The sequence below is a fragment of the Bradyrhizobium sp. genome (assembly GCF_035309285.1).
Lineage (GTDB): Bacteria > Pseudomonadota > Alphaproteobacteria > Rhizobiales > Xanthobacteraceae > Bradyrhizobium.
The window spans coordinates 42,824-67,191 of the sequence record NZ_DATGFH010000144.1; the positions used below are offsets into that span (position 1 = coordinate 42,824).

19 protein-coding genes are annotated in these 24,368 nt (G+C 63.7%); 11 read left to right on the forward strand and 8 right to left on the reverse strand.

The genetic code is table 11. The features are described 5' to 3' along the window. Nucleotides 1–4: 4 nt before the first annotated feature. The 3 genes from VKR55_RS26885 to VKR55_RS26895 all read right to left on the reverse strand — a co-directional run bounded on the left by VKR55_RS26885 (nucleotide 5) and on the right by VKR55_RS26895 (nucleotide 4,007). Nucleotides 5–1,750: an MASE1 domain-containing protein gene (locus VKR55_RS26885; protein WP_324408169.1), complete on the reverse strand. Its 1,746-nt coding sequence runs from the start codon at nucleotides 1,748–1,750 to the stop codon at nucleotides 5–7. A 174-nt stretch (nucleotides 1,751–1,924) separates the two neighbouring features. After that, nucleotides 1,925–3,154: a CaiB/BaiF CoA transferase family protein gene (locus tag VKR55_RS26890; RefSeq protein ID WP_324408171.1), complete on the reverse strand. Its 1,230-nt coding sequence runs from the start codon at nucleotides 3,152–3,154 to the stop codon at nucleotides 1,925–1,927. A 34-nt stretch (nucleotides 3,155–3,188) separates the two neighbouring features. After that, entirely contained in the window at nucleotides 3,189–4,007 is an 819-nt protein-coding gene (locus VKR55_RS26895) for an enoyl-CoA hydratase (RefSeq protein WP_324408172.1), read from the reverse strand. Between the two features lie 313 nt (nucleotides 4,008–4,320). Between VKR55_RS26895 and VKR55_RS26900 the strand changes: the two genes are divergently transcribed. Beyond that, nucleotides 4,321–5,304, forward strand: a complete 984-nt coding sequence (locus tag VKR55_RS26900) for a Bug family tripartite tricarboxylate transporter substrate binding protein (RefSeq protein ID WP_324408174.1) — start codon at nucleotides 4,321–4,323, stop codon at nucleotides 5,302–5,304. Further along, entirely contained in the window at nucleotides 5,301–6,941 is a 1,641-nt protein-coding gene (locus tag VKR55_RS26905; RefSeq protein WP_324408176.1) for an FAD-dependent oxidoreductase, read from the forward strand. Before VKR55_RS26900 ends, VKR55_RS26905 begins: the two co-directional genes overlap by 4 nt. Nucleotides 6,942–6,973: 32 nt before the next feature. On the opposite strand, the gene VKR55_RS26910 is transcribed toward VKR55_RS26905, so the two are convergent. Together VKR55_RS26910 and VKR55_RS26915 are read right to left on the reverse strand one after the other, a co-directional pair. Next, nucleotides 6,974–7,369 (reverse strand): helix-turn-helix domain-containing protein, encoded by a 396-nt coding sequence (locus tag VKR55_RS26910; RefSeq protein ID WP_324408178.1) that lies wholly within the window; start codon nucleotides 7,367–7,369, stop codon nucleotides 6,974–6,976. Between the two features lie 7 nt (nucleotides 7,370–7,376). After that, entirely contained in the window at nucleotides 7,377–8,414 is a 1,038-nt protein-coding gene (locus VKR55_RS26915) for a LysR family transcriptional regulator (protein WP_324408179.1), read from the reverse strand. A gap of 804 nt (nucleotides 8,415–9,218) precedes the next feature. On the opposite strand from VKR55_RS26915, the gene VKR55_RS26920 reads away from it, so the two are divergent. After that, nucleotides 9,219–9,953, forward strand: coding sequence for a cytochrome c biogenesis CcdA family protein (locus VKR55_RS26920; protein ID WP_324408181.1), 735 nt, complete (start codon nucleotides 9,219–9,221; stop codon nucleotides 9,951–9,953). Here the strand turns inward: VKR55_RS26920 and VKR55_RS26925 are convergent. Next, nucleotides 9,950–11,455, reverse strand: coding sequence for a sensor histidine kinase (locus VKR55_RS26925; RefSeq protein ID WP_324408183.1), 1,506 nt, complete (start codon nucleotides 11,453–11,455; stop codon nucleotides 9,950–9,952). The genes VKR55_RS26920 and VKR55_RS26925 overlap by 4 nt on opposite strands. Before the next feature lie 126 nt (nucleotides 11,456–11,581). After that, nucleotides 11,582–12,856 carry a serine hydrolase domain-containing protein gene (locus VKR55_RS26930; protein WP_324408184.1) on the reverse strand — a complete coding sequence of 425 codons (1,275 nt, stop codon included), beginning with the start codon at nucleotides 12,854–12,856 and terminating at the stop codon, nucleotides 11,582–11,584. A gap of 119 nt (nucleotides 12,857–12,975) precedes the next feature. Between VKR55_RS26930 and VKR55_RS26935 the strand changes: the two genes are divergently transcribed. The 5 genes from VKR55_RS26935 to VKR55_RS26955 all read left to right on the forward strand — a co-directional run bounded on the left by VKR55_RS26935 (nucleotide 12,976) and on the right by VKR55_RS26955 (nucleotide 20,172). Continuing rightward, a complete protein-coding gene (locus tag VKR55_RS26935; RefSeq protein WP_324408185.1) occupies nucleotides 12,976–13,893 on the forward strand; it encodes a dioxygenase family protein in 918 nt (305 codons plus the stop codon). A gap of 393 nt (nucleotides 13,894–14,286) precedes the next feature. Beyond that, nucleotides 14,287–15,669: an MFS transporter gene (locus VKR55_RS26940; protein ID WP_324408187.1), complete on the forward strand. Its 1,383-nt coding sequence runs from the start codon at nucleotides 14,287–14,289 to the stop codon at nucleotides 15,667–15,669. A 124-nt stretch (nucleotides 15,670–15,793) separates the two neighbouring features. Continuing rightward, on the forward strand, nucleotides 15,794–16,219 hold the full coding sequence (locus tag VKR55_RS26945; RefSeq protein ID WP_324408189.1) for a globin family protein: 426 nt from the start codon (nucleotides 15,794–15,796) through the stop codon (nucleotides 16,217–16,219). A 13-nt stretch (nucleotides 16,220–16,232) separates the two neighbouring features. Next, nucleotides 16,233–17,450: an NAD(P)/FAD-dependent oxidoreductase gene (locus VKR55_RS26950; protein WP_324408191.1), complete on the forward strand. Its 1,218-nt coding sequence runs from the start codon at nucleotides 16,233–16,235 to the stop codon at nucleotides 17,448–17,450. Nucleotides 17,451–17,463: 13 nt separating this feature from the next. Then, complete coding sequence (locus VKR55_RS26955; protein WP_324408192.1) at nucleotides 17,464–20,172, forward strand: nitrate reductase; 2,709 nt, start codon at nucleotides 17,464–17,466, stop codon at nucleotides 20,170–20,172. Here the strand turns inward: VKR55_RS26955 and VKR55_RS26960 are convergent. Beyond that, nucleotides 20,169–20,384 carry a hypothetical protein gene (locus VKR55_RS26960; RefSeq protein ID WP_324408194.1) on the reverse strand — a complete coding sequence of 72 codons (216 nt, stop codon included), beginning with the start codon at nucleotides 20,382–20,384 and terminating at the stop codon, nucleotides 20,169–20,171. The genes VKR55_RS26955 and VKR55_RS26960 overlap by 4 nt on opposite strands. 613 nt (nucleotides 20,385–20,997) lie before the next feature. Between VKR55_RS26960 and VKR55_RS26965 the strand changes: the two genes are divergently transcribed. The 3 genes from VKR55_RS26965 to VKR55_RS26975 all read left to right on the forward strand — a co-directional run bounded on the left by VKR55_RS26965 (nucleotide 20,998) and on the right by VKR55_RS26975 (nucleotide 24,049). Continuing rightward, entirely contained in the window at nucleotides 20,998–21,897 is a 900-nt protein-coding gene (locus VKR55_RS26965; RefSeq protein ID WP_324408272.1) for an SMP-30/gluconolactonase/LRE family protein, read from the forward strand. 104 nt (nucleotides 21,898–22,001) lie between these two features. Beyond that, nucleotides 22,002–22,841, forward strand: coding sequence for an aldo/keto reductase (locus tag VKR55_RS26970; RefSeq protein ID WP_324408195.1), 840 nt, complete (start codon nucleotides 22,002–22,004; stop codon nucleotides 22,839–22,841). 269 nt (nucleotides 22,842–23,110) lie between these two features. Continuing rightward, nucleotides 23,111–24,049 (forward strand): DMT family transporter, encoded by a 939-nt coding sequence (locus VKR55_RS26975; RefSeq protein ID WP_324408274.1) that lies wholly within the window; start codon nucleotides 23,111–23,113, stop codon nucleotides 24,047–24,049. The last annotated feature ends 319 nt before the right edge of the window (nucleotides 24,050–24,368 follow it).

The following is a 24,368-nucleotide window of genomic DNA, read 5'->3' on the forward strand; positions in this document are numbered from 1 at the left end:
CGGCCTAGCCAGGGGCGAGCATGGGAAGCGTCATGCCGATGGTCGTGCCCTTTCCGGGCGCAGAGGTGAGCGTGATCTTGCCACCTAGCTGCTGCGTCACGAGATTGTGGACGATGTAAAGGCCGAGCCCGGTGCTGCCCTGCGCCCGTCGGGTGGTGAAGAACGGATCGAAGGCGCGGCGGCGAACCTCTTCCGGCATGCCGCAGCCGTCATCGCCGAACGTGATCTCGACCTCGTCCGGACCGAGACGGTGCGCCTTGATCATGATCTGCCCACCAGGGCGACCGGTGAAGCCGTGGGTGACCGCGTTGAAGATGAGATTGGTCAGCACCTGCCCGTAAGGGCCGGGAAAGCTGTTCATGATGATGTCGAAGGGCATCTCGATTGCGATTGAAGATCGCGATTTCAGCAGTCGGGACCGAACGCTTGCCATGACCTGCTCGGTCGCAAGCTTGAGGTCGAAGACGCGCTGATCGTCACTGCTGCGGTCGGCGGCAACCTGCTTGAACGACTGAATGAGTTCGGCAGCGCGTTGCAGGTTCGCGACGAGTTGTCCCGTGGCGCCGCGACAGCCGTCGGCGAACTCGACAAGCAGGGCGCGCCGTACCTGGCGCGAGGCTATCTGATCCGTGAATTCGCTGGTGCGATGCGCCAAGGTCGACGCGACTGTGAGGCTGGTGCCGATCGGGCTCGAGATTTCATGGGCGACACCTGCGACCAGGCCGCCGAGCGCCGCCAGCCTTTCGCTTTCGATGAGATAGCGTTGTGTTTCGCTCGCGTGTAGCGCCACTTCGGCCAGCCTCCGCTTGTCGCGGAACTCGGCAAAAAGCGCGGCAAGAACCGATGCGCCAAGCGTCACAAGGAGAATGCTCAATTGCGCGGCCCCGACGCGTTGGTCCATTGAAAGATCCGGATTGCCGAAATAGCCAATGCCAAAAGTGGTCGTCCAGACGATCGACAGGCTGACGATGAAGGCGGCTGCCGCGGCGAAGACCGGCCGGCAACGCGCCGCAAGCCACAACAGCGGCGCGAACAGCACCGCGACCGGCCCGACATTGGCCAAAAGCTCCGACCGCAGGAAAATGGCAAGTCCGCTCACAAGCGCCAGCACCGCGACGGTCAGCGCGCCTTCGACGAGTTCGCTCAACGGCGGCCGGTCCCTCGAGGCCGATGCAAGCTCGATCAGCAACGGTGCAACCGTGATGATGCCCAGGCCGTCCGATGCGAACCAGTGCTGCCAGGTCGTCAGGATCGGCGTCGTCGTGCTGTGAAGCAATTTGAATGTGATGGCTCCTCCCACCCCTGAGACGGCGGTCGCTACGATCGCCGCCGCCGTCAGCCCCAACACGTTGCTTAGCCTGCTCAGCCGGAAATCCGGACCGAAGTAATGCTCGATCAGCCATGCTGTGATCACGGCTTCCCCCGCATTGCAGAGAGCGAAGAGGACTGCGCTGCCGAGATTGCGATCGCCGGACAGATTGGCCGCGATCGTTGCCGCCATCGTGCCCGCAACGACCGGCCATCGCGCCCGCGATCCGAGCGCAATCAGCGCGCCGGCCGATACGCCGGCGGCAGGCCAGAAAACCGCAACCCCCTCAGGCTTGGTCAGGAGAGCAAGGCTGAGCCGCGCAGCCACGAAGTAGACGATACCGACCGTGACCGCGAGCCCGATCGAGCGGACCCATCCCGTCAGGTTGATGCTGGCGGAAAGCTCATCCTGTACCGGTATTCGCAGATCCTGCCGCACCACCCGGTGCTCCCCTTATGGGACCAGTTTAGCACAAGGGCAGCGCGACCGCTGCACCTTCGGCGAGCTGTGCCATTCTTTGCCGCGAATCCGCCACGATCCGGTCGCGACCGATCAGATCTCCCGTGAGTTCGGCAGCTACCGATATTGGCGAACGCGATGCTTGCCGCGTTCGTGCTATATCGCCCGTGCTGCCTTCAGCTTTTCGATCTCTTCCTCGCTGTAGCCGAGCGAAACCAGGATTTCATTGGTGTGTTCGCCGAGATCGGGCGTGGCTGTCCTGATCTCACGGTCGAAGCCCGAAATCTCGCAGGGCTGCGCCACCAGATCGAGTTCGCCGAGGCGCGGATGCTGCACGGACCGCTTGATGCGCAACGCCTCGATCTGTGGGTCGGCGAACGCCTGCTTGATGTTATAGACCGGCCCGCAGGGCAGACCCGCAGCCACCAATAGCTCGAACCATTCGCCGGTCGTCTTCTCCCGCAGCGTCGCGGCGATCATGTCGTTCATCGCTTCCTTGTTTTGCCGTCTGAGTGCGATCGAGGCAAAACGTGGATCGGCCGCCATGGTCTCGTGGCCGATCACTTTGCAGAAAATCTGAAAATTCTTGTTGCTGGTGGCGGCGATGTTGATGTGGCCGTCGGCGGTTGGAAAACATCCCATCGGCGTGTTGGTGGGATGATTGTTGCCTTCCTGCGGCGGAATCTTCTTGTCCATGGTCCAGCGCGTCGCCTGAAAATCCAGGAGCGTCAGGCCGGCCTCGATCAGGGAGGTCTGCACCCAGCGGCCCTGGCCCGAAACGTCGCGATCGAGCAGCGCGATCAGAATGCCTTGTGCCAGGAACGCGCCGGCCATGATGTCGGTGACGGCGACACCGACACGAACCGGACCCTGGCCGGGAATGCCCGTCACCGACATGATGCCGCTCATGCCCTGTGCGATCTGGTCGATGGAGGGCCGTGACGTGTAGGGGCCGTACTGGCCGAAGCCGGAAATGCTGCCGTAGACGATCCGCGGATTGCGCTTCCTGACAGCTTCATAGTCGACGCCGAGCCGCTTGGTGACGCCGGGTCGCATGTTCTCGACGACGACGTCGGCGTCTTCCGCGAGCCGCATCAGGATCTCGCGGCCTTGTTCGCTCTTCAGGTTCAACGTGATGGCGCGCTTGTTGCGGTGCAGGTTCTGGAAATCCGAGCCGTCGCGCCGGCCGACCAGTTCGCCGGCCTCGTCGCCTTCGGGCGGCGGCTCGACCCGGATCACGTCGGCGCCCCAGTCGGCGAGCGTGCGGACGCAGGAGGGACCGGCCCGCGCCAGCGTCAGGTCGATCACCTTGAAGCGCGACAACGGCAGCCGCGAAGGTTGGCTCTCCGGCGTTGCCTGTGCAGGTGCTTCCACGGGCTTGTGCATGCTGGTCTCCCTCACGCGCGCAAAGTGCCGGATGCTATTTTCCCTTGAACTGTGGTTTCCGTTTTTCCATGAAGGCACGGCGGCCTTCGCGGAAATCCTCGCTATCCATGCAGTCGAGGCCAATCTGCTTGACAGCAGCCATGTCGCGGTCGGCCGGCTCTTTGAGCACCTGCGCGATGGTGATCTTGGCGGCCTTGATCGCAAGCGGCGCGTTGGAGGAAATGGTGCGGGCAAGCGCCATGGTCTCGCCCCACAACTCGTCGGTCGGGATGACGCGGTCGACGAGGCCGATCCGCAGCGCTTCCGCCGAATCGATCCGCATGCCCGTATACATGATGAGACGCGCCCAGGACGGGCCGACCAGCGACACCAGATTGCGCAGGCCATCATAGCCGTAGGCGATGCCGAGCTTGGCCGCGGGGATGCCGAACTGGCTGTCGGCGGCCGCGATGCGGATGTCGGTCAGCATCGCGACCTGCATGCCGCCGCCGAGGCAGAAGCCGCGAATGCAGGAGATAGTGGGCTTGGGGTAGTTGCCGAGCAACGCGCGCTGCGCCTCGCTTCTCCTGGAGTATTCCTCGGAAGCCGCCGCATTGTGCCGGGTCTTCTCGAACTGGCTGATGTCGGCGCCCGAGACGAAGGCCTTGTCGCCGGCGCCGACCAGCACCACGACCCGCACCTCTTCATCGTCGCGCAATTCGGTCAGCGCAAGCCCCAAGCCTTCCCACATGTCGAGCGACATGGCGTTGCGCTTGTCCGGATTGTTGAAGGTAACGACGCCGACGCCCTCGGTGACGCTCTTGAGGATCTTGCCGTCAGCGTAGGATTTTTCGCTCTTGGTGACGTCCAGCATCGCAAAGCTGCCTTCGTTAGGAGTAGGTGGTCGCAAACGGGCCGATATTCGCACACGCAAAAGCCGGCCGCACCTGTATCCTAGCCCACCATTCGGCGGCGTGGGGATGGTGCTTTTCGGATACCTGATCCGGCGCGATCTCCTCATCGATCCGCTTGACGACGGGAACAGCGGCGGATCCGGGAAGCCCGCGTTGCCGAAAGGACGGGTATGACTTTGGTCGCCTTCTTGTCGGCGGCTGCGTTTGATATGTCGCAATGACGGCGCTACTGGTCTGCAAAAAGCCACGCGCAATGGACCTTAGGGAGGCCCCATGGGAGTGACGCGCCGGCAGGTCATGTTCGGTGCCGGCGGTGGGCTCGCCATCCTGGCGGCGCCCGCGGGAGCCACCGAGGCCGCCTATCCAAGCCGCAACATCAAAATGATCGTGCCATATCCGGCCGGCGGCACCACCGATCTGCTCGCGCGCCTGGTCGCCGACCAGATCAAGACCGGGCTGAATGCGGTCGTTGTTGTCGAGAACAAGCCGGGCGCGGGCACCACGCTCGGCGCCGAGCAGGTCGCGCGCTCAGCACCCGACGGCTACACGCTGCTGATGGCGACATCGACCACGCTTGCGATCAACAAGACGCTCTACAAGAAACTGCCCTATGACCCGGTCAAGGATTTTTCCGCGATCGCACTGGTCGCAGCCATTCCGTTCGCGCTGATCGTCAACCCGGCGATTCCGGCGAAGACGCTCGCTGAATTCATTGCCTATGCCAAGGCCAATCCGGGGCTCGCCTACGGCTCGGCCGGTAATGGCAGCCCGCATCATCTCGGCGCCGCGATGCTGAAAACGGCGGCGGGCATCGACATCCGCCACGTGCCCTATCGTGGCAGCGTGGCGGCGATGCTCGACGTGATCGCCGGCCACATCCCCTTCATGATCATGGATTTGCAGCCGGCCCTGGCGCAGATCAAGGCTGGCAAGGTGAGGGTGCTGGGCGTGACCACGCCCAGGCGCGTTACCGCCGCGCCCGACATCCCGACACTCGCCGAAAGCGGGCTTTCAGGCTACGAGCTCGTGGCCTGGCAGGGCGTGGTGGCGCCGGCGGGCACGCCGCGTCCGATCATCGATACGCTGGCGGTGCAGATCGGAAGGCTGTTGTCCGATCCCGCCACGCGCGAGCGCTTCACGGCAATGGCGATCGAGCCGGTTCCACCATCAACGCCCGACAGCTTTGCCAGCTACATCAAGACCGAGGTCGACCGCTGGGCGACCATCGTGATCAATTCGGGCGCCGAGGCGGAATGATTTCTTCGAACGTGTTGATCGTCGGCGCCGGGCCGGTCGGGCTCACGCTTGCGATCGATCTCGCCTGGCGCGGCATCGATGTGACGGTGGTGGAGACGCGACCGCGCGCTGCACCGCCAGAGCCGAAATGCAACCATGTGGCCGCGCGCACCATGGAGATTTTTCGCCGACTCGGCATCGCCGACAAGATCCGCAATGCTGGATTGCCGGCCGATTATCCGCACGACATCAGCTACCGTACTTCGTTCACGGGACAGGAGCTGACGCGCATCAGGATTCCCTGTCGCCGCGATCGCTTCACTGCAACCGACGCGGCCGATGCCAACTGGCCGACGCCGGAGCCGCCGCACCGTATCAATCAAATCTTCCTCGAGCCGATCCTGTTCGAGCATGCAGCGGCGCAAAAGCGCATCACCATCGTCAATCGCACCTCGGTCGAGGACGTCGTGGTGGACGCGAGCTCCGCCAGCGTCTCCCTTCGCGATCTCGATACCGGGAAGGTCGCACGAGTCGATTGCCGCTTCCTGGTCGGCTGCGACGGCGCGCGCTCCGTGGTGCGCAAGGCGATCGGCGCGGAATTTTTCGGCGACGCGATCATCCAGCGCGTGCAATCGACCTTCATCCGCGCGCCCGGTCTGGTCGACCGACAGCGTCACGAGAGTGCGTGGGGAACCGGCGCGATCAACCCGCGCCGGTCCGGCATGGTCTACGCGATCGACGGGCGCGAGCGCTGGCTGGTGCACAACTATCTCAAGCCCGGCGAGGAGGATTTCGAGGCGGTCGACCGTGACTATGGGCTTCGCACCATCCTCGGCGTCGACGCGAATTTCAACTATGAGATCATCTCGAAGGAAGACTGGTATGGCCGCCGCCTGATCGCAAACAAGTTCCGCGATCGGTCTGCTTTCATTGCCGGCGATGCCGCGCATATCTGGGTGCCCTATGCCGGCTATGGCATGAACGCCGGCATCGCGGACGCGATGAACCTGTCCTGGTTGCTTGCCGCGCATCTCAACGGCTGGGCGCCGGAAGCGGTTCTCGATGCCTATGAAGCCGAACGCTGGCCGATCACGAGCCAGGTCTCGCGCTTTGCGATGTCGCATGCGGAGGCTGAGATCAAGCGGCGCGGCGCAGTGCCGGCCGAGATCGAGGAGGACGGGCCGCGCGGGGAGGCGGCCCGGCGCCAGGTCGGGCGGCTGACCTATGAGATCAACGTCCAGCAATATGCCTGCGCCGGGCTGAACTTCGGCGCCTATTACGACGCCTCGCCGATCATCGCCTATGACGGGGCGGCGCAGCCGTCCTATTCCATGAGCAGCTACACGGCTTCCACCGTGCCGGGTTGCCGTACGCCGCATTTCTTCCGCGACGACGGCAGCTCGATTTACGATGCAATGGGGCCCGAGTTCACCCTGTTGCGGTTCGACCCCAGTCTCGACGTCGCGTCGCTTGCCCGGGCGGCCAACACACGGGGCGTCCCGCTCAGCATTCTGGACGTGAAAGAATCTGCCCCCGCCGCGTTTGATGGCAGCGGTCTGGTGTTGTCGCGCCCGGATCAGCACGTCGCGTGGCGCGGCAATGCTGCACCGGTGGATCCGGTCGGCCTGATCGATCGCGTGCGCGGCGCGGCGCGTTGAGGTCCCCCGACCTCAACGCAGCGCGCGAAGAACTATTCCTCGTTGGCGGCGATCGATTCCATCAAGGAGACCAGCTGACGCTGCACGGTCTGATCCTTGATCTTGCTGTAAGCTCGCAGCAAGCGGAGGCTGAACGCACTGTCGAGGAACAAGAGGCTCTCAACCTCGCGCGACTTGTTGTCGCCGTCGTAGAAGAAGGTGACGGGTACGTCCAGCGCGGTGGCGATCTGCTGCAGACGAGCGGCGCCGACACGGTTGACGCCTTTCTCGTATTTCTGAACCTGCTGGAAGCTCACGCCAAGCTTGTCGCCGAGCTCTGCCTGCGAGATCTTCTGTTCAACCCGCCGCAGCCGAATGCGCTTGCCAAGCTCGATGTCGGGCTTGCCTGCGCTGCGTTGCTTCATCTTTTTAGCCGCTGATTTGTTCATTCTCGTCTCACCGTCCTTCGGTCGAAAAGCCCCCGAACAGATGGGTCAGGGGTTCACCCATATACACCGCGTCAAGTTCCCGGGGATGGACGAAGTCGTCGCCAAACCACGGGTACTTTGCGGGATTGAAGGCCTCTATCAGCCAGTCGACCATGCTCCGCACCCGCGGGATGCGGCCGCTGCCCGGATGATAGGAAAGCCAGATATCGAATGACCAACGCGCCTCAACGTCGAGTGGCATCATCTTCCCGCCGAGCGCGAGCGCGTAGGTCGGGAATATGCCAATGCCGGCGCCATTGGCGACGGCCCAGTAGTTGGCGCTGGAAACGTTGGTCTTCATGACCACGAGGTCGCGGTCGCCGTGGCCGGGAAACAGGCCGGCGAGCGCTTGCCTTGTGGTGGCCTCGTCGGCGAGTTGAATAACCAACCGGTGCTTGACCAGGTCCTCGACTGTCTTCGGGGTGCCATAGGTTTGCAGGTACTGCTCGCTGGCAAAGAACATCAGATGCATGCGCCCGAGCCTCACCGCCTTGACGTCGGGGGTTTCCGGCCGCGCCAGCTGGATGGCAATATCGGCTTCGTGCCGCGACACATCGGCGGAGCGCATCGCGCAATGCAGGTCGATCAGGATGTTGGGAAACGCGCGCTGGAATTCGACGAGCCGCGGGGCAAGCCAGAACGTCCCTAGCCCCTCGGTCACGGCCACCCGAATCTCGCCGGAGAGCACGTTCGTGGCGGAACGCAAGAGGTCGAAGGAAGCCGCTTCCATGCGTTCGACGGCAGCCAAGACCTGCACGCCTTCTTCCGTCAGGCGTGCGCCGTGGACGTCGCGGATGAACATGGTGGCGCCGATCTGCCGCTCGAAATCCCCGACCCGCCGGCGCACCGCATTGATGGACAGGCCAAGCCGCTCGGCTGCGGAGCGGAAGCTTCCACAGCGCGCGACTTCCAGAAACACGCGGGCCGCGTCCCAATCCTTGAGACTGCCGAGGGAAACCCTCCGGCGTTCCTCTGGGAGAACGCCCCTTTCCGTTGTCAGATGCATACAAGCCCTTTCAGTCTGCTAAATTTGGCAGAAACCTGCACGGACTACAACCATGACGGGTCAAGTCTCCTCCGTTTTAGTGCACAACCTTACCGTTACAAGCGGTATTGGGGGACGCCCGGAGGGTGATTCCTGCCCTTTTAGCCGCGGCAGCAGCGCCGAAGAACTCCAATTCCGGCCCTTCCCTTGGCGGCCTTGGCGTGTGCGCCAATCGGTCGCGCCGACCAGGCGCATGGCACCGCCTTGGCGAGCTCAGGATTTTGCGGGAGAAGCGCAGGAAACGGCCGAACGGATTGCCGCAAGCGTCTAGCTCGGCCATCCCAGGAAATGGAATAAACGCCGGTGTGTCATTCTGACGAACAATTGCTTTCCGTCCTGGCAAAGCTTGAGGAATGCAGGGACGCGCTTCGGCAGGGCGGCAAGACCCAGACGGCCCAACTGGTTTCGGTCGCCATCCTCGACCTGCGCACGAAGCTTCACCGGATCGATGAGGCTGAGCTGAAAGCAGTATGCGATCAGATGACGCCATCCGATCCTTCCGATGCGCGCTCGCGCGATGGAAGGTCGCAGCCACGCCGGCCACTGCTTTGGATCGTCAAGTAGGGCGGGCATCGATTGAGCCAGGCGCCTTCTGAGCCCTGCCCATCACGCCCGCAATCCCGCATTTGTGATTGGGAAAAAATCCTCGCCATCGATACGGCGCGTGGCTATGCAGCGTAGTACACAAGGTGAGGGGGGCGTACCCCTTCGGCCAGGCCTGGGCCCGCTTTTCGGCCCCTGCTTTGAAGAGATGGCGATGACGGCATGATCCAAAACGTTTCGATCCCGGCGGCGTTGATTGCCGGTCTGGTCAGCTTTCTGTCGCCCTGCGTGCTGCCTCTGGTCCCGCCCTATCTGGTCTATCTGACCGGCGCGACGATCGAGCACGTCGCCAATCAGGAGACGGAAGCTGCCTCTCGGCGCGCGGTGATGATCTCCGCGCTTCTGTTCGTGCTCGGCTTCTCCACCGTATTCGTCCTCTTGGGCGCGAGCGCGTCGCTGATCGGCGGTTTGATCCGCGCCTGGTCGGGACAACTCGCCATCGTCGCCGGCATCGTCATCATCCTGATGGGCCTGCACTTCCTCGGGCTGACGCGGGTCGGCCTGTTGATGCGGGAAGGTCGGCTATCGATCCCGAAACCCGTGGGTCTCTGGGGCGCTTATGTCATGGGGCTCGCCTTTGCATTTGGCTGGACGCCGTGCATCGGCCCGATCCTCGCCGCCATTCTGTCGATCGCCGCGGCTGAAGCCACTGTCGCCAAGGGCGCAGGCCTGCTTGCGGTCTATTCCGCGGGGCTCGGCATTCCCTTCCTCATCGCAGCCTTCATGGTCGAGCGGTTCTCGTCCGTGTTTGCGCGCATGAAACGGCATCTCGCGACCGTCGAGCGGGCGATGGGCGTGTTGATGATCATCACCGGCATCGCTTTCCTGACCGGTGCGATCTCCAACGTCAGCATCTGGCTGCTCGACGCGTTCCCGTCGCTGCAAAGCATCGGCTAGCTCTTTTCCTCCAGCGAACCGACCACCGTGTAGACTACGCCGCGCGGCAGGAAATCGACGGTAGCTTCGCCGCCGAGCTGGTCGCGCGCGCTGCGCTCGATCAGCCGCGAGCCGAAACCGCGCTGCACTGGCGCCACCACCGGCGGCCCGCCGGCCTCGGTCCAGATCAGCCGCAGCTTGCGCGGCGTTTCCTCGAGGATCTCCCAGTCCAGCGTAACCGTACCGTTGTCGTTCGACAGCGCGCCGTATTTCGCCGCGTTGGTCGCGATCTCATGCACGATCATCGACAGCACCACGGCAAACCGCGGCGACAGTGGCACTTTGGGGCCGAACATCCTGACCCGTTTGGGATTGTTGAGCAGATAGGGCTGCAACACGCGCGCGATCACGTCGGCGAGCTCCGAGCCCTGCCACTTTTCCTGGCTGAGCAGGTCGTGCGCTTCGGCGAGCGCACCGAGCCTTCCCTCGAACGTCTCGCGTTCGGCGCGGGTGGCGCCGCGGAACGTCTGCGCCGCGATCGCCTGCAGGATCGCCAGCGTGTTCTTGACACGGTGGTTGAGCTCCTCGATCAGCAGGTCATGCAGCGTCTCGCCGCGCGCGATCGTTGTCGCCATCCTCAGCGCGAAGCCAAGCCCGATCGCGAGCAGCACCGCGCCGATGATGCTTGCGATCGCAAGGTTGCGCCAGAGCGGCGCGGCGAGCGAGCTTTCCGAGACGCCGGCAGCCACGATCCAGCCCGTGAGCGGCGAATGCATGAAGCCTGACATCAGGTGCACGCCGTCGAGCGACGTCGTCGGCTGCACCGCCTCGGATTTCTGCAGCATATCACTCAGCACAGAGGGCGTGGCGCGCTTGCCGAAATTCTCCTGCGGGTTCGGCAGGCGTCCGAAGACGACGCCGTTGCCGTCCAGTAGCGACAGCGTCCAATCGTCGTTCGGGCGCTGGCTCTCGAGGATATGCTGGAACATCCCGAGCGGCGGAGTGAACGAAATATCGTAGATCACCTCGCCGTCGCGAAACACCGGCACCTCGACGGTGACGATCCGCGTTTTCTTGACCGCGCCGAAGAACAGGTTGGAATATTGCGGCTGCCTGATTTCGAACAGCCGCTTGACGATCTCGCGGTTGTTGCGCAGCGGCAGGCTTGTTGTGTCCTCCGAGAGCGTGGAAAACAGCATGCGGCCTTCGCGATCGGCGACCAACAACACGCCGCCCTTGCCGTACTGATCGATGAAGCCGAGCGCGATACGTCGGAAGTCGTTGAAGTCGCCGTTCTTCAGCGTGTCGGTCATCGCCAGCACCTGCAGCCCGCCAGTGATGCGCTCCATCTCGGCCTCGAGCGTCAGGCGGATGCTGCGCACGGTCTGCAGCACGTGCGCAGTAGCGTCCTTCCGGTCCTGCAGATAGTTATGGAAGATGATGCCGACCATGAAGATGATCAGCGGCAGCATGGTGCCCGCGACCAGAAGTGCAAGCCGGACCGGCAGGGAAAGCTTTGGCACAACAATCCCGCAAGAAACACGGCGCGAACGCGCCAGCTCATTGCGAGCATAGGAGAAGCGTCAGCAATCCGCCAAAGATTTCAGCCGGGTTCCGGAAGCCTCGGTGCGGTGCGGAATCCTCGTTAATCAAAGGTTACTTTCGGCGATCGCGGCATAGACCATGGTCCGCAGCTCGCGCCGGATCGGATAGGCGCTCGAGGGCAGCACTTGCGTCATGAAGATCGTGATCAGCTCTTCGGCCGGATCAATCCAGAACGCGGTCGCGGCGGCGCCGCCCCAGTAGTATTCGCCCGCACTGCCGGGAATGAGCGTCTTTGCCGGATCCATGTTGACGCCAAAGCCGAGCCCGAAGCCGATGCCGTTGTAGGCCGATTCCGAAAACAACGAGCGCGACAGCGCCGGCAGATCGAGGTTGCCCGGCAGGTGATTGGTTGTCATCAGATGCAGCGTCTTCGGCCCGAGCAAGCGCACGCCGCCGACCTCCCCGCCATTGATCAGGGCGCGGCAGAAGGTGAGGTAGTCGGCCGTGGTGGAGCACAGCCCGCCGCCACCCGAGATCAGCGAGGGCGGCGACAGGAAGGAGCTCGTCGCCGGATCGTCCTGCAGCGTGAGCGTGGCCTTGCGCTCGGTGGCGAGAAACGACATCGCGCCCGGAGGATCGGCGGAATAGCACGCGGCGAGCCGATGCGCCTTGTTCGCCGGCACGTAGAAATCGGTGTCAACCATGCCGAGCGGATCGAAGATGCGCTCCTTCAGGAACTGCTCGAACGGCATGCCCGAAATCTTGCCGATGAGATAGCCGATGACGTCGGTCGAGACCGAATAATTCCAGGCCTCGCCCGGCGAGAACTCCAGCGGGATTTTCGCCAGATCCGCGATCATCGAATCCAGCGTGCCCGCCTTCACCACGTCGCCGAGCTTGGCTTCGCGATAGGCCGCATCGACATTGGAGCGCTGCTGGAAGCCGTAGGTAAGTCCGGACGTATGGCGCATGAGATCGACGATCAGCATCGGCCGCGCCGGCGGGCGCGTCACGAAAGCAGGTGCGGTGCCGCCGACGAACACGCCAAGATTCTTCCATTCCGGGATGTATTTGTGCACGGGCTCGTCGAGCGCGACGCGGCCTTCCTCGAACAGCATCATGAAGGCGACGCTTGTGATCGGCTTGGTCATCGAATAGATGCGGAAGATGGTATCGTTCCTGACCGGCACCTTGCGCTCGACGTCGGCAAAACCCTGCACGCTGTCGTGCACCACCTTGCCGCGGCGGTAGATCAGGAGCTGGGTGCCCGGAAAACGCCCCGCATCGACGTAGCGGGTCTTCAGATGCGCATCGATCCGGTCAAGAGCTGATTGCGACATGCCGACGGATTCGGGGGAGGCGGGAGTCGGGGCGAGCATCGGGAGCGTCTCCGTGGAAAGCGAGTGCACCTTGATAACTTAAACGCGGTTGTGTTCCAACCACGTGCGTTTACCTATAAGCTTAGCGCGTTTCCCGGGTAGCTTGCAGGATATCTCACATGCCCCAGTTCAACGAAAACGACCTCACTGCAGCCGTCGTCAAAAGCTTCGAGAGCACGCCGAATCCGAGGGCGAAATTTCTCCTGCAGGAATTGGTGAAATCGCTGCACGACTATGTGCGCAGGACCGATCTCACCTTCGAGGAATGGGAATACGCGATCGAGTTCCTGACCCGCACGGGACAAAAATGCACCCCGATCCGACAGGAGTTCATCCTGCTATCGGACGTGCTCGGCGTATCCATGCTGGTCGATGCCGTGAACCATCGCGAGCGCGAGGGGGCGACCCAGACCACCGTGCTCGGGCCGTTCTATGTCGGCGAGCACAAGCAGATGCCGCACGGCAGCGATATCTCTCCGCACAACGTGACCGGCGAGAAGATGTTCGTGCAGAGCCGCGCCACGGACCTTGCGGGCAAGCCGCTCGCAGGCGTGCCCGTCGACGTCTGGCACGCCGACGATGACGGCCTCTATGACTCGCAGAAGCCTTCCTACGCAACGCACGGACCGACTGCGCGCGCGCGTTTTGTCACCGACGGCGATGGCCGTTTCTTCTTCCGCACCATCCTGCCTTGCAGCTACCCGATCCCGACCGACGGCCCGGTCGGCGAGATGATCGTGCAGACCAGGCGGCATCCGATGCGGCCGGCGCATGTGCACTTCCTCGTCAACGCCAAGGGTTACGAGCCGTTGATCACGCACGTCTTCATCGACGGCGACAAGTATATCGACTCCGACGTGGTGTTCGGCGTGAAGGATGAACTGATCGCCAAGGTCGAGGAGCGCAGCGATCCGAAGATGCCGGACGGCAAGGAAGCGTCCGCGCCGTGGCATCTGATGACGTATGAATTCCGTCTGAAGCCGGGCGGCGGCATGGCGCCGAAGCCGATGGCAGCGCGCGAAAGCGAGCCGGCGTAGGCTGCCGTCTCTGCCGTCATTGCGAGCGAAGCAATCTAATCCAGAGCTTCAGCCGCGCTCTGGACTGCTTCGTCCGCTTCGCTCCTCGCGCAGCAATGGCAAGATTGCCGGTCACCTTTTGATCACTCAGCTCATTTCTTGTGCGCCGCACAAGAAATGAGCGAATCGCAAATTTTGAATGCGAATCCGCTCTGCAAAAATTTCAGGCAAGACTCGTAACTATCGATAATTATTTCAATTTTCGTTCTGACGTGGCTTGGCACAAAGCTTGAATAGCTTGTTCCGACGCCACCGACGCCGTCCCTGGAAGCCAATCATCCGAAATGTTGACCACCAGACCTGGGGGCGACCCCAGCGCGTGCACCGACGCCTGCGATTGAAAGGAAGACTCTGATGCCTGAGCACAACCCGACCTGGATTTCCGACTGGAATCCCGAAGATGAGAAGTTCTGGGAATCCAGGGGCAAATTCATCGCCCGTCGCAACCTGATCTGGTCGATCGTCGCTGAGCACATCGGCTTCTCGGTCTGGCTGATCTGGTCGATCGTCGCGACCAAGCTGCCGCAGGCTGGCTTCCACTACAGCACCGATCAGCTCTTCCAGCTCGTGGCGCTGCCCGGGTTGATCGGCTCTCTGATGCGCTTTCCCTACACCTTCGCAGTGACGACGTTCGGCGGCCGCAACTGGACCATCTTCAGTGCCACCGTGCTGTTCATCCCGACGCTGTCGCTCGCCTATTTCGTCAGCCATCCGGAAACGCCGTTCTGGCTGATGCTGCTGGTCGCGTCCTTCGCAGGCCTCGGCGGCGGTAATTTCGCCTCCTCGATGGCCAACATCTCCTTCTTCTATCCGGACCGCATGAAGGGGTGGGCGCTGGGCCTGAATGCCGCCGGCGGCAATATCGGCGTCTCCAGCGTGCAGCTCCTGACCCCGATGCTGATGGGCCTCGGCCTGATCAACCTCTACCGGGCCGCTCCCGTCGGCGGCGTCTACCTGCAGAATGCAGGCCTGATGTGGGTGCTGCCGATTGCGATCGCGGTGTTCGGCGCCGTCTTCTTCATGAACAACCTGACCTCGGCGAAGGCCTCGATCACAAACCAACTCGCGATCGTCAAGCGCAAGCACACCTGGATCATGTCCTTCATCTATATCGGCACGTTCGGCTCCTTCATCGGCTACTCCGCCGCGTTTCCGCTGCTGATCAAGACGCAGTTCCCGGCGATGACGATCGCCATCGCGTTCCTCGGCCCGCTGGTCGGCTCGATCGCGCGACCGTTCGGCGGTCTGCTCGCCGACAAGGTCGGCGGCGCGATCATCACCTTCTGGAATTTCATCGCGATGGCGGCGGCGACGATCGGCGTGCTCTATTTCGTCGGCGCCAAGGATTTCACGGGTTTCCTGGCGATGTTCCTGATCCTGTTCGTCGCCACCGGCATCGGCAACGGCTCGACCTACCGCATGATCCCCTCGATTTTCCGTGAGGAGAACCTGCACAAGGCCCGCGGCAAGGGTGACGCCGCCCGCGCCATGGCGCTGAAGGCCGCTTCGATCGAAAGCGGTGCTGCGCTCGGCTTTATCGGCGCGATCGGAGCTTGCGGCGGCTATCTCATTCCCTCCGGCTTCGGCAAATCGATTGCGATCACCGGCGGCCCGCAGCTCGCGCTGATGATCTACCTCGCTTTCTACGCAGTCTGCCTTGCCATGACCTGGTGGTTCTATCTGCGCAAGGGCCTGGAGAGTGCCGGCGCGCCGAGCCTCGCCGAAGCGCGCGTGTAGGTGCGGTTCGATGCGCTCTCGTCATTGCCGGGCTTGACCCGGCAATCCATCGAAAGCGCAAGACTCTTTTGAGATGGATGCGCGGGTCAAGCCCGCGCATGACGACAGAAACAAGGAGCGAGACATGACACCGGACCAGGTCAGCATCGTTCAGCAAAGTTTCGCCAAGGTCGGGCCGATCGCCGATCAGGCGGCAGTGATGTTCTACGATCGCCTGTTCGAGATCGCGCCGGCGGTGAAAACCATGTTTCCCGCAGAGATGGGCGAGCAGCGGCGCAAGCTGATGGCAACGCTTGCGATCGTCGTGAATGGGCTTTCCAATCTCGAAATGATCCTGCCGGCAGCGAGCTCGCTCGCGACCCGCCACGTCGCCTACGGCGCCAGGCCCGAGCACTATCCGGTAGTCGGCGAGGCGCTGCTCTGGACGCTGGAAAGGGGGCTCGGCCCCGACTGGACGGCGGACGTCGCAGACGCCTGGACCGCGGCCTACACCACGCTCTCCGCCTTCATGATTGCGCAGGCCTACGGCCGGCCGCAGGCGGCGGAATAATTGGGGGCCCGCGGTGAGTGAACCACTCGTCATCGTCGGCAATGGCATGGCGGCCGCCCGCCTGGTCGACGAGCTCGTGAAGACCTCGCTCGGCCGCCACGCTATCGCGGTGATCGGCGAGGAGCCGCGCCTTGCCTACAACCGCGTGCTGCTCTCGTCGGTGCTCGCCGGCGAGACCGGTTCGCACGAGATCGAGCTCAGGCCTGCCAACTGGTGGCGCGACCGCGGCGTCACCGTGAAATATGGCTGCCGCGTCACCGAGATCGACGTCGGCCGCAATGAGCTAAAGGTCGCGGGCGACGAGAGCATCGAGTACTCGCGGCTGGTGCTCGCCACCGGCTCGACGGCGCTGCGGCTCAACGTGCCCGGTGCGGATCTGGCCGGCGTCCATACCTTTCGCGACAGCCGCGACGTCGATCTCCTGCTCTCGCTGGCGGCGCGCAGGAAGCCGGTTGTCGTGGTCGGCGGCGGATTGCTGGGGCTCGAGGCCGCCTATGGTTTGGCCAAAGCCGGCACGCCGGTGACGCTGTTGCATTTGATGGACCGGCTGATGGAGCGCCAGCTTGACGCGCCCTCAGCCGATCTCCTGAAAAATCTGGTCGAGCGCAAGGGCATCAAGGTGCTGCTCAATGCCAACACCGTGCGCATTCACGGCAAAGCCCGCGTCGAAGGCGTCGAGCTGGCGGACGGGCGGCGGATCGAGGCCGATGCGGTGGTGTTCGCCGCCGGCATCCGGCCGAACACTGAGCTTGCGAAGGAGGGCGGCCTTTCGGTCAACCGCGGCGTGGTGGTCGACGATCATCTGTGCACCTCCGTGGAAAACATCTTCGCGCTCGGCGAGTGTGCCGAGCATCGCGGCATCTGCTACGGCCTGGTCGAGCCCGCCTATGAGCAGGCGCAGGTGCTGGCGCGGCATCTTTCGGCGCGCGATGCCGCTTATCAGGGCAGCGTGGTGGCGACCAATCTGAAGGTCTCCGGTGTGAGTGTTTTTTCGGCAGGCGATTTTTTGGGCAGCGACGCCAGCGAAAGCATCCTGCTCAGCGATGTCAGGCGCGGTACCTACAAGAAGCTGGTGATCGCGGACGGCAGGCTCACCGGAGCGGTGCTGATCGGCGATACCACCGATGCTCTCTGGTATCTCGAGATGATCCGCAATCGCAAAACAGTCGCCGGCATCCGACGGGACATGATGTTCGGCCGCTCGCTCGCGCTCGCGCCGAAGGCTGCATGACAATTTCGAGACCATGACCGCCATAGATCCTGCCCTTCGTGCCACCCGCACCACATGTCCGTATTGCGGCGTCGGCTGCGGCGTGCTCGCCACCCCCGACGGGAGCGGCGGGGCGGCGATATCGGGTGATCCCGAGCATCCCGCCAATTTCGGCCGGCTCTGCTCCAAGGGCTCGGCGCTCGGCGAAACGTTGGCGCTGGAAGGCCGGCTGCTCCATCCGATGATCCGCTGCAAGGGCGTGCTGGAACGTGTTGCCTGGAGCGACGCGCTCGACCATGTGGCTCATCGCCTGCAACACGTCATCGCGCGCGACGGTCCGGAGGCGGTTGCGTTCTATCTCTCCGGCCAGATGCTGACCGAGGACTATTACGTCGCCAACAAGCTGATGAAGGGCTTTATCGGTTCGGCCAATGTCGACACCAATTCGCGGCTGTGCATGGCCTCTTCCGTCGCAGGCCATCGCCGCGCCTTCGGCGCCGACACCGTGCCGGGCTGCTACGAGGACCTCGACGAGGCGGACCTCCTGGTGCTGGTCGGCTCCAATGCGGCGTGGTGCCATCCCATCCTTTTCCAGCGCATGCTTGCCAACAAGCAGGAGCGCGGCGCGCGCATGATCGTGATCGATCCGCGCCGCACCAGCACCGCGGAGGATGCCGAGCTGTTCTTGGCCGTGAAGCCCGGCACCGACACCGTGCTGTTCTCGGGTCTGCTGGTGAATCTTGCCGACAACGGCGCACTCGACCGCGACTATATCGAAAATCACGCCACGGGCTTCGAGGAGGCGCTGGCGCGAGCGCGACAGATCGCGCCCAGCGTGGCGGCGACCGCGCTTGCGACCGGCCTGACGGAGGCCGAAGTCGCATCCTTCTTCAGGATGTTCCACGAGACCGAGCGCGTGGTCACGCTTTATTCGCAAGGCGTCAACCAGTCGGCGCAGGGCACCGACAAGGTCAACGCGATTCTCAATTGCCATCTCGCTACGGGACGCATCGGTAAGGTGGGCGCCTCGCCGTTCTCGCTAACCGGCCAGCCCAACGCCATGGGCGGCCGCGAGGTCGGCGGGCTAGCCAACCAGCTCGCCGCCCATATGGGTTTCACGCCGCCGGATGTCGACCGCGTGCGCCGGTTCTGGAAAGCGCAGCGCATCGCCACCCATGACGGGTTGAAGGCGGTGCAGATGTTCGAGGCGATCGCGCGAGGCGAGATCAAGGCGCTGTGGGTGATCGGCACCAATCCCGCGGTGTCGCTGCCCGATGCCGATCATGTACGCGCGGCGCTGAAGAGGCTCGAGCTGTTCGTGGTCTCGGAGAACGTCCGCAGCAACGATACCGTCAACGCCGGACCGCACGTGCTGCTGCCGGCGCTCGCCTGGGGCGAGAAATCCGGCACGGTGACCAATTCCGAGCGGCGCATCTCGCGCCAACGCGCGTTCCTGTCCGCACCGGGCGAGGCGCGGCCCGATTGGTGGATCTTGAGCGAGGTCGCCAAGCGCCTCGGCTTCGCCGACGCCTTCGACTACAAATCCGCCGCCGATGTATTCCGCGAGCACGCGGCGTTGTCCGCCTTTGAAAATAGCGGCAGCCGCGACTTCGACATCGGCGCACTGACTTCGCTGTCGGATGGTGAATTCGACGCGCTTGTGCCCGTGCAATGGCCGCTTCGCGAGGGTAGCGAACCGCAGCCGCGGTTCTTCGCCGGCGGCCAGTTCTACCTCGAGGACCGCAAGGCCCGTTTTGTTGCGCCCGAAGTGCCCGCGCTGCGCGCCGAGACCAGTGCTGGCAGGCCGCTGCGGCTCAACACCGGCCGCATCCGCGACCAATGGCACACCATGACGCGCAGCGGCCTGAGCCCACGGCTCGGTGCGCATCTGCCCGAACCGTTTGTCGAGATCCATCCCGACGATGCGGGCAAATACGGTCTGGTTGGTGACAGCTTTGCGCGCGTCGCCACGGACTACGGACAGTGCATCCTTAAGGTCGTGGTCAGCCAAGGTCAGCAGCGCGGCATGCTGTTCGCGCCGATCCACTGGAGCGAGGCGAATGCCTCGAGCGCGCGCGTCGGCGCGCTGGCCGCGCCTGTCACTGATCCTTATTCCGGACAACCCGAGAGCAAGGCGACGCCGGCCTCGATCGCGCCTTTTGAATACGTCTTCCGCGGCTTCATGCTATCGCGCAGGCAAATCGATCTGCCGCAAAATGCGTGGTGGGCGAGGGCGGCGATTGCCGGCGGCTATGCCTATCTGTTGGCCGACAATGCCGATCTTGCGCGCTGGCCCGAGTTCCTGCGCGCGACGCCCGGCCATGATGTTGCCGAGTGTGATGTTGCGGAGTACCGGGATTTTGGCGGTGGCGTCTACCGCGCCGCGACCTTTGCCGGCAACCGCATCGAGACCTGCCTGTTCGTTGGTCCCGGCCATGACGCCGGCGACTGGGAGGTGGTCAAGAGCCTGTTCGCGCTGGATGAACTCAGCGATGATCAGCGTCGCTTCCTGCTGTCCGGCCGCTCGAGCGAAGGCGTGGCGGGCTCCGGTCCGATCGTTTGTGCCTGCTTCGGCGTCGGTCGCGCCACCATTTGCGATGCGATCGCCTCTGGCGTTCGGAGTGCCGCCGATCTCGGCGCGAAGCTCAAGGCCGGCACCAATTGCGGCTCCTGCATTCCCGAACTGAAGCGGCTGATTGCAGAGGCGGAAGCCGCGCCGCGACCACTGGCGGCGGCGAATTAGCCTGTCGCGCGGCTCACGCCGCGGCGGCAACTTGCCAAGAGCATCAGGAACAGCGCTCGCTCGCTCTGATACCTGGCCTCGGGGCGCGATTTCTCCCGGCCCTGCATCACGATTCTGCCGGCGCGGTCGCGCAGGCACCAGTCCCAGCGCAGCCGCCGCCGGGTGATGACGGTCTCGAACAGGGGGCTTTCAAGCTGTGTCTGGATCGACATCGGTCAAAATACCCCGTCATCGGGCGGCACGGTCGAGCCAGCCTGGCACGGTGCCGAGAGGAATAGTCGCGGCGGGAATGGCAGGCAAACAAAATCCCGCATCGCTTCATAGCACGGCAGCAGCGCGACCCGGGTCGAGACGGCGGCGGTCCTGGCTGGCATTGGATTAGTCACCTCAAAGAACTTACGGGAACCAGATTATGTCGGGTTCCATGAACGGGACGTGATCGTAATCACAATTCGCCCTTGTCATTTGCGACGGCGATTCGTTGGGGAAAACCACCGCTGACAATCGCGGAGATCATCGTTGGCTCGTGCCCGCAACCCAGGATCGTTGCCACGCATCGCGGCGTTTGGCTCGACACGGGTGCGACGGCCGCACCGCAAGGGGGCGGCGCTACCGTCGCCTCCTTCTGGTCAGCTTCCGTTGAGCTTCAGTGCGCGTTGATGGCGATGCGCTTGACGTTATTCGCGCTGCTCGTTGCCTTTCCTCGGGCAGCCCGGCCAGCGGCCCAGCAAGGAGATTGTCAAGCCAGCGGAAGGCCAATCGACGCCGTGCAGCCAGTCCTCTATTGTGCCGCGCCTCAAGAGTGCAGGTAAACAAACAAGAATGATGTACCTGGAAGCCCCGCCCAAACTGATCGAGACCAAAATCTTTTCAGCGATGCCTGGCCATTTCCGCCGCAAGGGCGTCGCGACCGAATGGGCCGACGCCAACCGGCCGGGCCAGCCGACCGACTGCTTTATCGAGGGCCCGTCATTCGATGCAGAAGGCAATCTCTTTATCGTCGACATTCCGTTCGGCCGCATCTTCAGGATCAGCCCCGACGGCCAATGGTCGCTGGTCGCCGAATATGAGGGCTGGCCGAACGGGCTGAAGATCGCTCGCGATGGGCGCATTCTCGTTGCCGACTATCGGCGCGGCATCCTGGAGCTCGATGCCAAGGCGGGACGCTTGCGTCCGGTGCTTGCCTCGCGCAATTCGGAATCCTTCCGCGGCTGCAACGATCTGCATCTCGCCTCCAGCGGCGACATCTATTTCACCGATCAGGGCCAGACCGGCCTGCACGACCCGACCGGCCGCGTCTATCGGCTGACGCCGGGCGGTCGGCTCGACTGCCTGATCGACACCGGCGTTAGCCCGAACGGTCTCGTGCTCGATCCCAACGAGGCCGTGCTGTTCGTCGCCATGACGCGCGACAATGCGGTGTGGCGATTGCCCTTCATGAAGGACGGCGGCGTGTCCAAGGTGGGCCGCTTCTGCTCGCTGTTCGGGCCGAGCGGGCCCGACGGCATGACGATGGACGGCGCAGGGCGGCTGTTCGTCGCGCATGCGTCGCTCGGCCATGTCTTTGTGTTCGCACCGAACGGCGAATGCATCGCGCGCATCAAGTCCTGCGCCGGCACGACCTGCACCAATGTCGCGATCGGCGGCGCGAAGCGGGATCGCCTCTACATCACGGAATCGACCAGCGGCAGCGTGCTGGTCGCCGACATCAGCGTACTCGGCTAGTCATTGCGAGGAGCGAAGCGACGAAGCAATCCATGCTTCGGCAAGCCGATGGATGGATTGCTTCGCTTCGCTCGCAATGACGGCGCAGGTCTTGCGAGGTAATCGTGAAAACAAAGCAATTCGGCAAAGGCGGCCCTGATGTCTCGGTGATCGGGCAGGGCACCTGGTATCTCGACCGTGGCGACCGCAAGGGTGCCATGGCGGCGCTCCGCCACGGCATCGAGCTCGGCATGACCCATATCGACACCGCCGAAATGTATGGCGACGCCGAGCTTGTCATTGCGGACGCCATCGCAGACATCCGCGACGAGGTGTTTCTCGTTTCAAAAGTGCTGCCGAGCAACGCCTCGCGACGCGGCACCATCACTGCCTGCGAGCGCTCGCTGAAACGGCTGAAGACCGACCACCTCGATTGCTATCTGCTGCATTGGCGCGGATCCTATGCGCTGTCGGAGACGGTCGCCGCTTTCGAGGAGCTCAAGCGTGCCGGAAAGATCAGATCCTGGGGCGTCAGCAATTTTGACGCCGACGATCTCGACGAGCTTTTGAAAGTGGCGGGCGAAGGCAAGATCGCCTGCAATCAGGTGCTCTATCATCTCAAGGAGCGCGCGATCGAGCACGCGGTGATCCCGTGGTGCGCGCGGCATGGCGTGGCCGTCGTCGCCTATTCGCCGTTCGGCCACAATGATTTTCCGCCGCCTTCGAGCGCCGGCGGCAAGCTGCTCGCGAAGATCGCGGCTCGTTACAAAGCCACACCGCGCCAGGTGGCGCTCAGCTTCCTCGCCCGTGAAACTCCGGTGTTCCCGATTCCGAAAGCGGCGAGCGCGGAACACGCCGCGGAAAATGCCGCCGCGGGAGCTCTCGTGCTTGATGCAGCAGAGATAGAAGAGTTGGATGCCGCGTTTCCGCGCGGGGCAAAACCGCGCAGCCTGCCGATGCTGTGAATACACATCGCCCGCTCACACGCTTCTTAACAAAATGTTTCAATTTCCCGCGCCTGCGCGCCTTCAGCGCATATCCGCATCCCGCTATCGGGTGTTGCCGCCGCCGCGCAATTCGCGTCTTTTAGGGCTTCGCTTGATTCGGAAATTTCAGCCCGAGCTTTGTCGTGACCCCGCCGCCCGCCGCTGTCGCAAGGATCGACCGCGCTCCATTTCCGTTGCCCGAGAAGAACCCCGCTGTTGCCGCCAAGGTGGACGCAACGCCTCGGCCGTTGCTTGAAGCCAAGCCCGGGCTGCGCCGCGCGCCGGCGCGTGCCGACCGGCCCTTCAAGGGCATCGCGCTGATCCTGCTCTCCACGGTGTTCCTCGGCACCTCCGACGTTACAGCGAAATATCTTTCGGGGAGCCTGCCTTCGATCGAGATCGCCTGGCTACGCTTTCTGGTGTTCGCCATGATCATGGTACCGGCAATGGTGCCGGGCTCGCCGCTCTATGCGCTGCCGACGAGAAGCCTCGGCCTGCAATTGCTGCGCGGCGCCGCGCTGCTCGGCTCGTCGCTGCTCTTCATCACCGGCCTGCGCTATCTGCCGATCGCGGAAGCTTCCGCGACCGGCTTCGTCTCGCCGCTGTTCGTTACGGCGCTCTCGATCATCTTCCTGTCGGAAAAGGTCGGCGTGCGCCGCTGGCTTGCGACCGCGGCCGGCCTCGCCGGGGTGCTCATCATCCTGCGCCCGGGCACGTCAGCGTTTCATGTCGCAGCCTTCCTGCCGATCGTCTCGGCATTCTGCTGGGCCACGACGCTGATCATGACGCGCATGATGAGCGGCAAGGAGCACGCCATCACCGTCATGACCTATTCCTCGATTGCGGGGGGCGCGATCATGTCGGCGCTGGTGCCATTCGTCTGGGTGGCACCGAGCTGGCACGACATCCTGTTCGGCCTCCTGATCGGGGTGGCCTCGACCGCGGGGCAGTGGATCGTGGTGCTTGCCTTCCGCTACGCCGATGCCTCGGTGCTGGCGCCGTTCTCCTATACCCAGCTCGTCTGGGTCTCGAGCCTCGGCTTCCTGGTCTTTGGAGAGGTCCCCGACGTCTGGACCGTGGTCGGCGCGGCTTTCATCGTCGGCAGTGGCCTCTACACCGCCCATCGCGAGCGTGTCCGGCGCTCGCAGCTTCTGGCACTGGAAGGCGAAGCCAGCCCAAACGCTTGAAAGACAAGCGTATTCCTTCGCTCACAACGGCGGAAAACAGACAACTCAGGGTGCGGCTCCAAAGCCACAACCCGCCCCGAAATGGAACCTCGGCCGGCGCGGTTCCGTGACTCCAACCCCTCAGTTTGCGAAGTTGCGCCCGCGGACCCGCCCCATCCCTCAACGTGGGCGGCTGCACAGGGGTTGGGCGTGGACATTCATCTGCCATCGCGGATGCGGGGCTGGTTCAGCCGGAGCGTGGTGGCGCTTTGGTCCGGTACCATATCGCTGTTGCCGGTCGCTGCGCACGCTCAGGCTTTTGCCTGGGGCGGCACTGGCA

What these genes read in the sequence shown, in the direction of transcription:
- VKR55_RS26890 (WP_324408171.1), bottom strand. Translation starts at nt 3,154, where the DNA reads ATGCACAAGCCCGTGGAAGCACCTGCACAGGCAACGCCGGAGAGCCAA.
- VKR55_RS26910 (WP_324408178.1), bottom strand. Translation starts at nt 7,369, where the DNA reads ATGAACAAATCAGCGGCTAAAAAGATGAAGCAACGCAGCGCAGGCAAG.
- VKR55_RS26930 (WP_324408184.1), bottom strand. Translation starts at nt 12,856, where the DNA reads ATGCTCGCCCCGACTCCCGCCTCCCCCGAATCCGTCGGCATGTCGCAA.
- VKR55_RS26915 (WP_324408179.1), bottom strand. Translation starts at nt 8,414, where the DNA reads ATGCATCTGACAACGGAAAGGGGCGTTCTCCCAGAGGAACGCCGGAGG.
- VKR55_RS26905 (WP_324408176.1), top strand. Translation starts at nt 5,301, where the DNA reads ATGATTTCTTCGAACGTGTTGATCGTCGGCGCCGGGCCGGTCGGGCTC.
- VKR55_RS26940 (WP_324408187.1), top strand. Translation starts at nt 14,287, where the DNA reads ATGCCTGAGCACAACCCGACCTGGATTTCCGACTGGAATCCCGAAGAT.
- VKR55_RS26900 (WP_324408174.1), top strand. Translation starts at nt 4,321, where the DNA reads ATGGGAGTGACGCGCCGGCAGGTCATGTTCGGTGCCGGCGGTGGGCTC.
- VKR55_RS26920 (WP_324408181.1), top strand. Translation starts at nt 9,219, where the DNA reads ATGATCCAAAACGTTTCGATCCCGGCGGCGTTGATTGCCGGTCTGGTC.
- VKR55_RS26960 (WP_324408194.1), bottom strand. Translation starts at nt 20,384, where the DNA reads ATGTCGATCCAGACACAGCTTGAAAGCCCCCTGTTCGAGACCGTCATC.
- VKR55_RS26945 (WP_324408189.1), top strand. Translation starts at nt 15,794, where the DNA reads ATGACACCGGACCAGGTCAGCATCGTTCAGCAAAGTTTCGCCAAGGTC.
- VKR55_RS26935 (WP_324408185.1), top strand. Translation starts at nt 12,976, where the DNA reads ATGCCCCAGTTCAACGAAAACGACCTCACTGCAGCCGTCGTCAAAAGC.
- VKR55_RS26955 (WP_324408192.1), top strand. Translation starts at nt 17,464, where the DNA reads ATGACCGCCATAGATCCTGCCCTTCGTGCCACCCGCACCACATGTCCG.
- VKR55_RS26895 (WP_324408172.1), bottom strand. Translation starts at nt 4,007, where the DNA reads ATGCTGGACGTCACCAAGAGCGAAAAATCCTACGCTGACGGCAAGATC.
- VKR55_RS26965 (WP_324408272.1), top strand. Translation starts at nt 20,998, where the DNA reads ATGTACCTGGAAGCCCCGCCCAAACTGATCGAGACCAAAATCTTTTCA.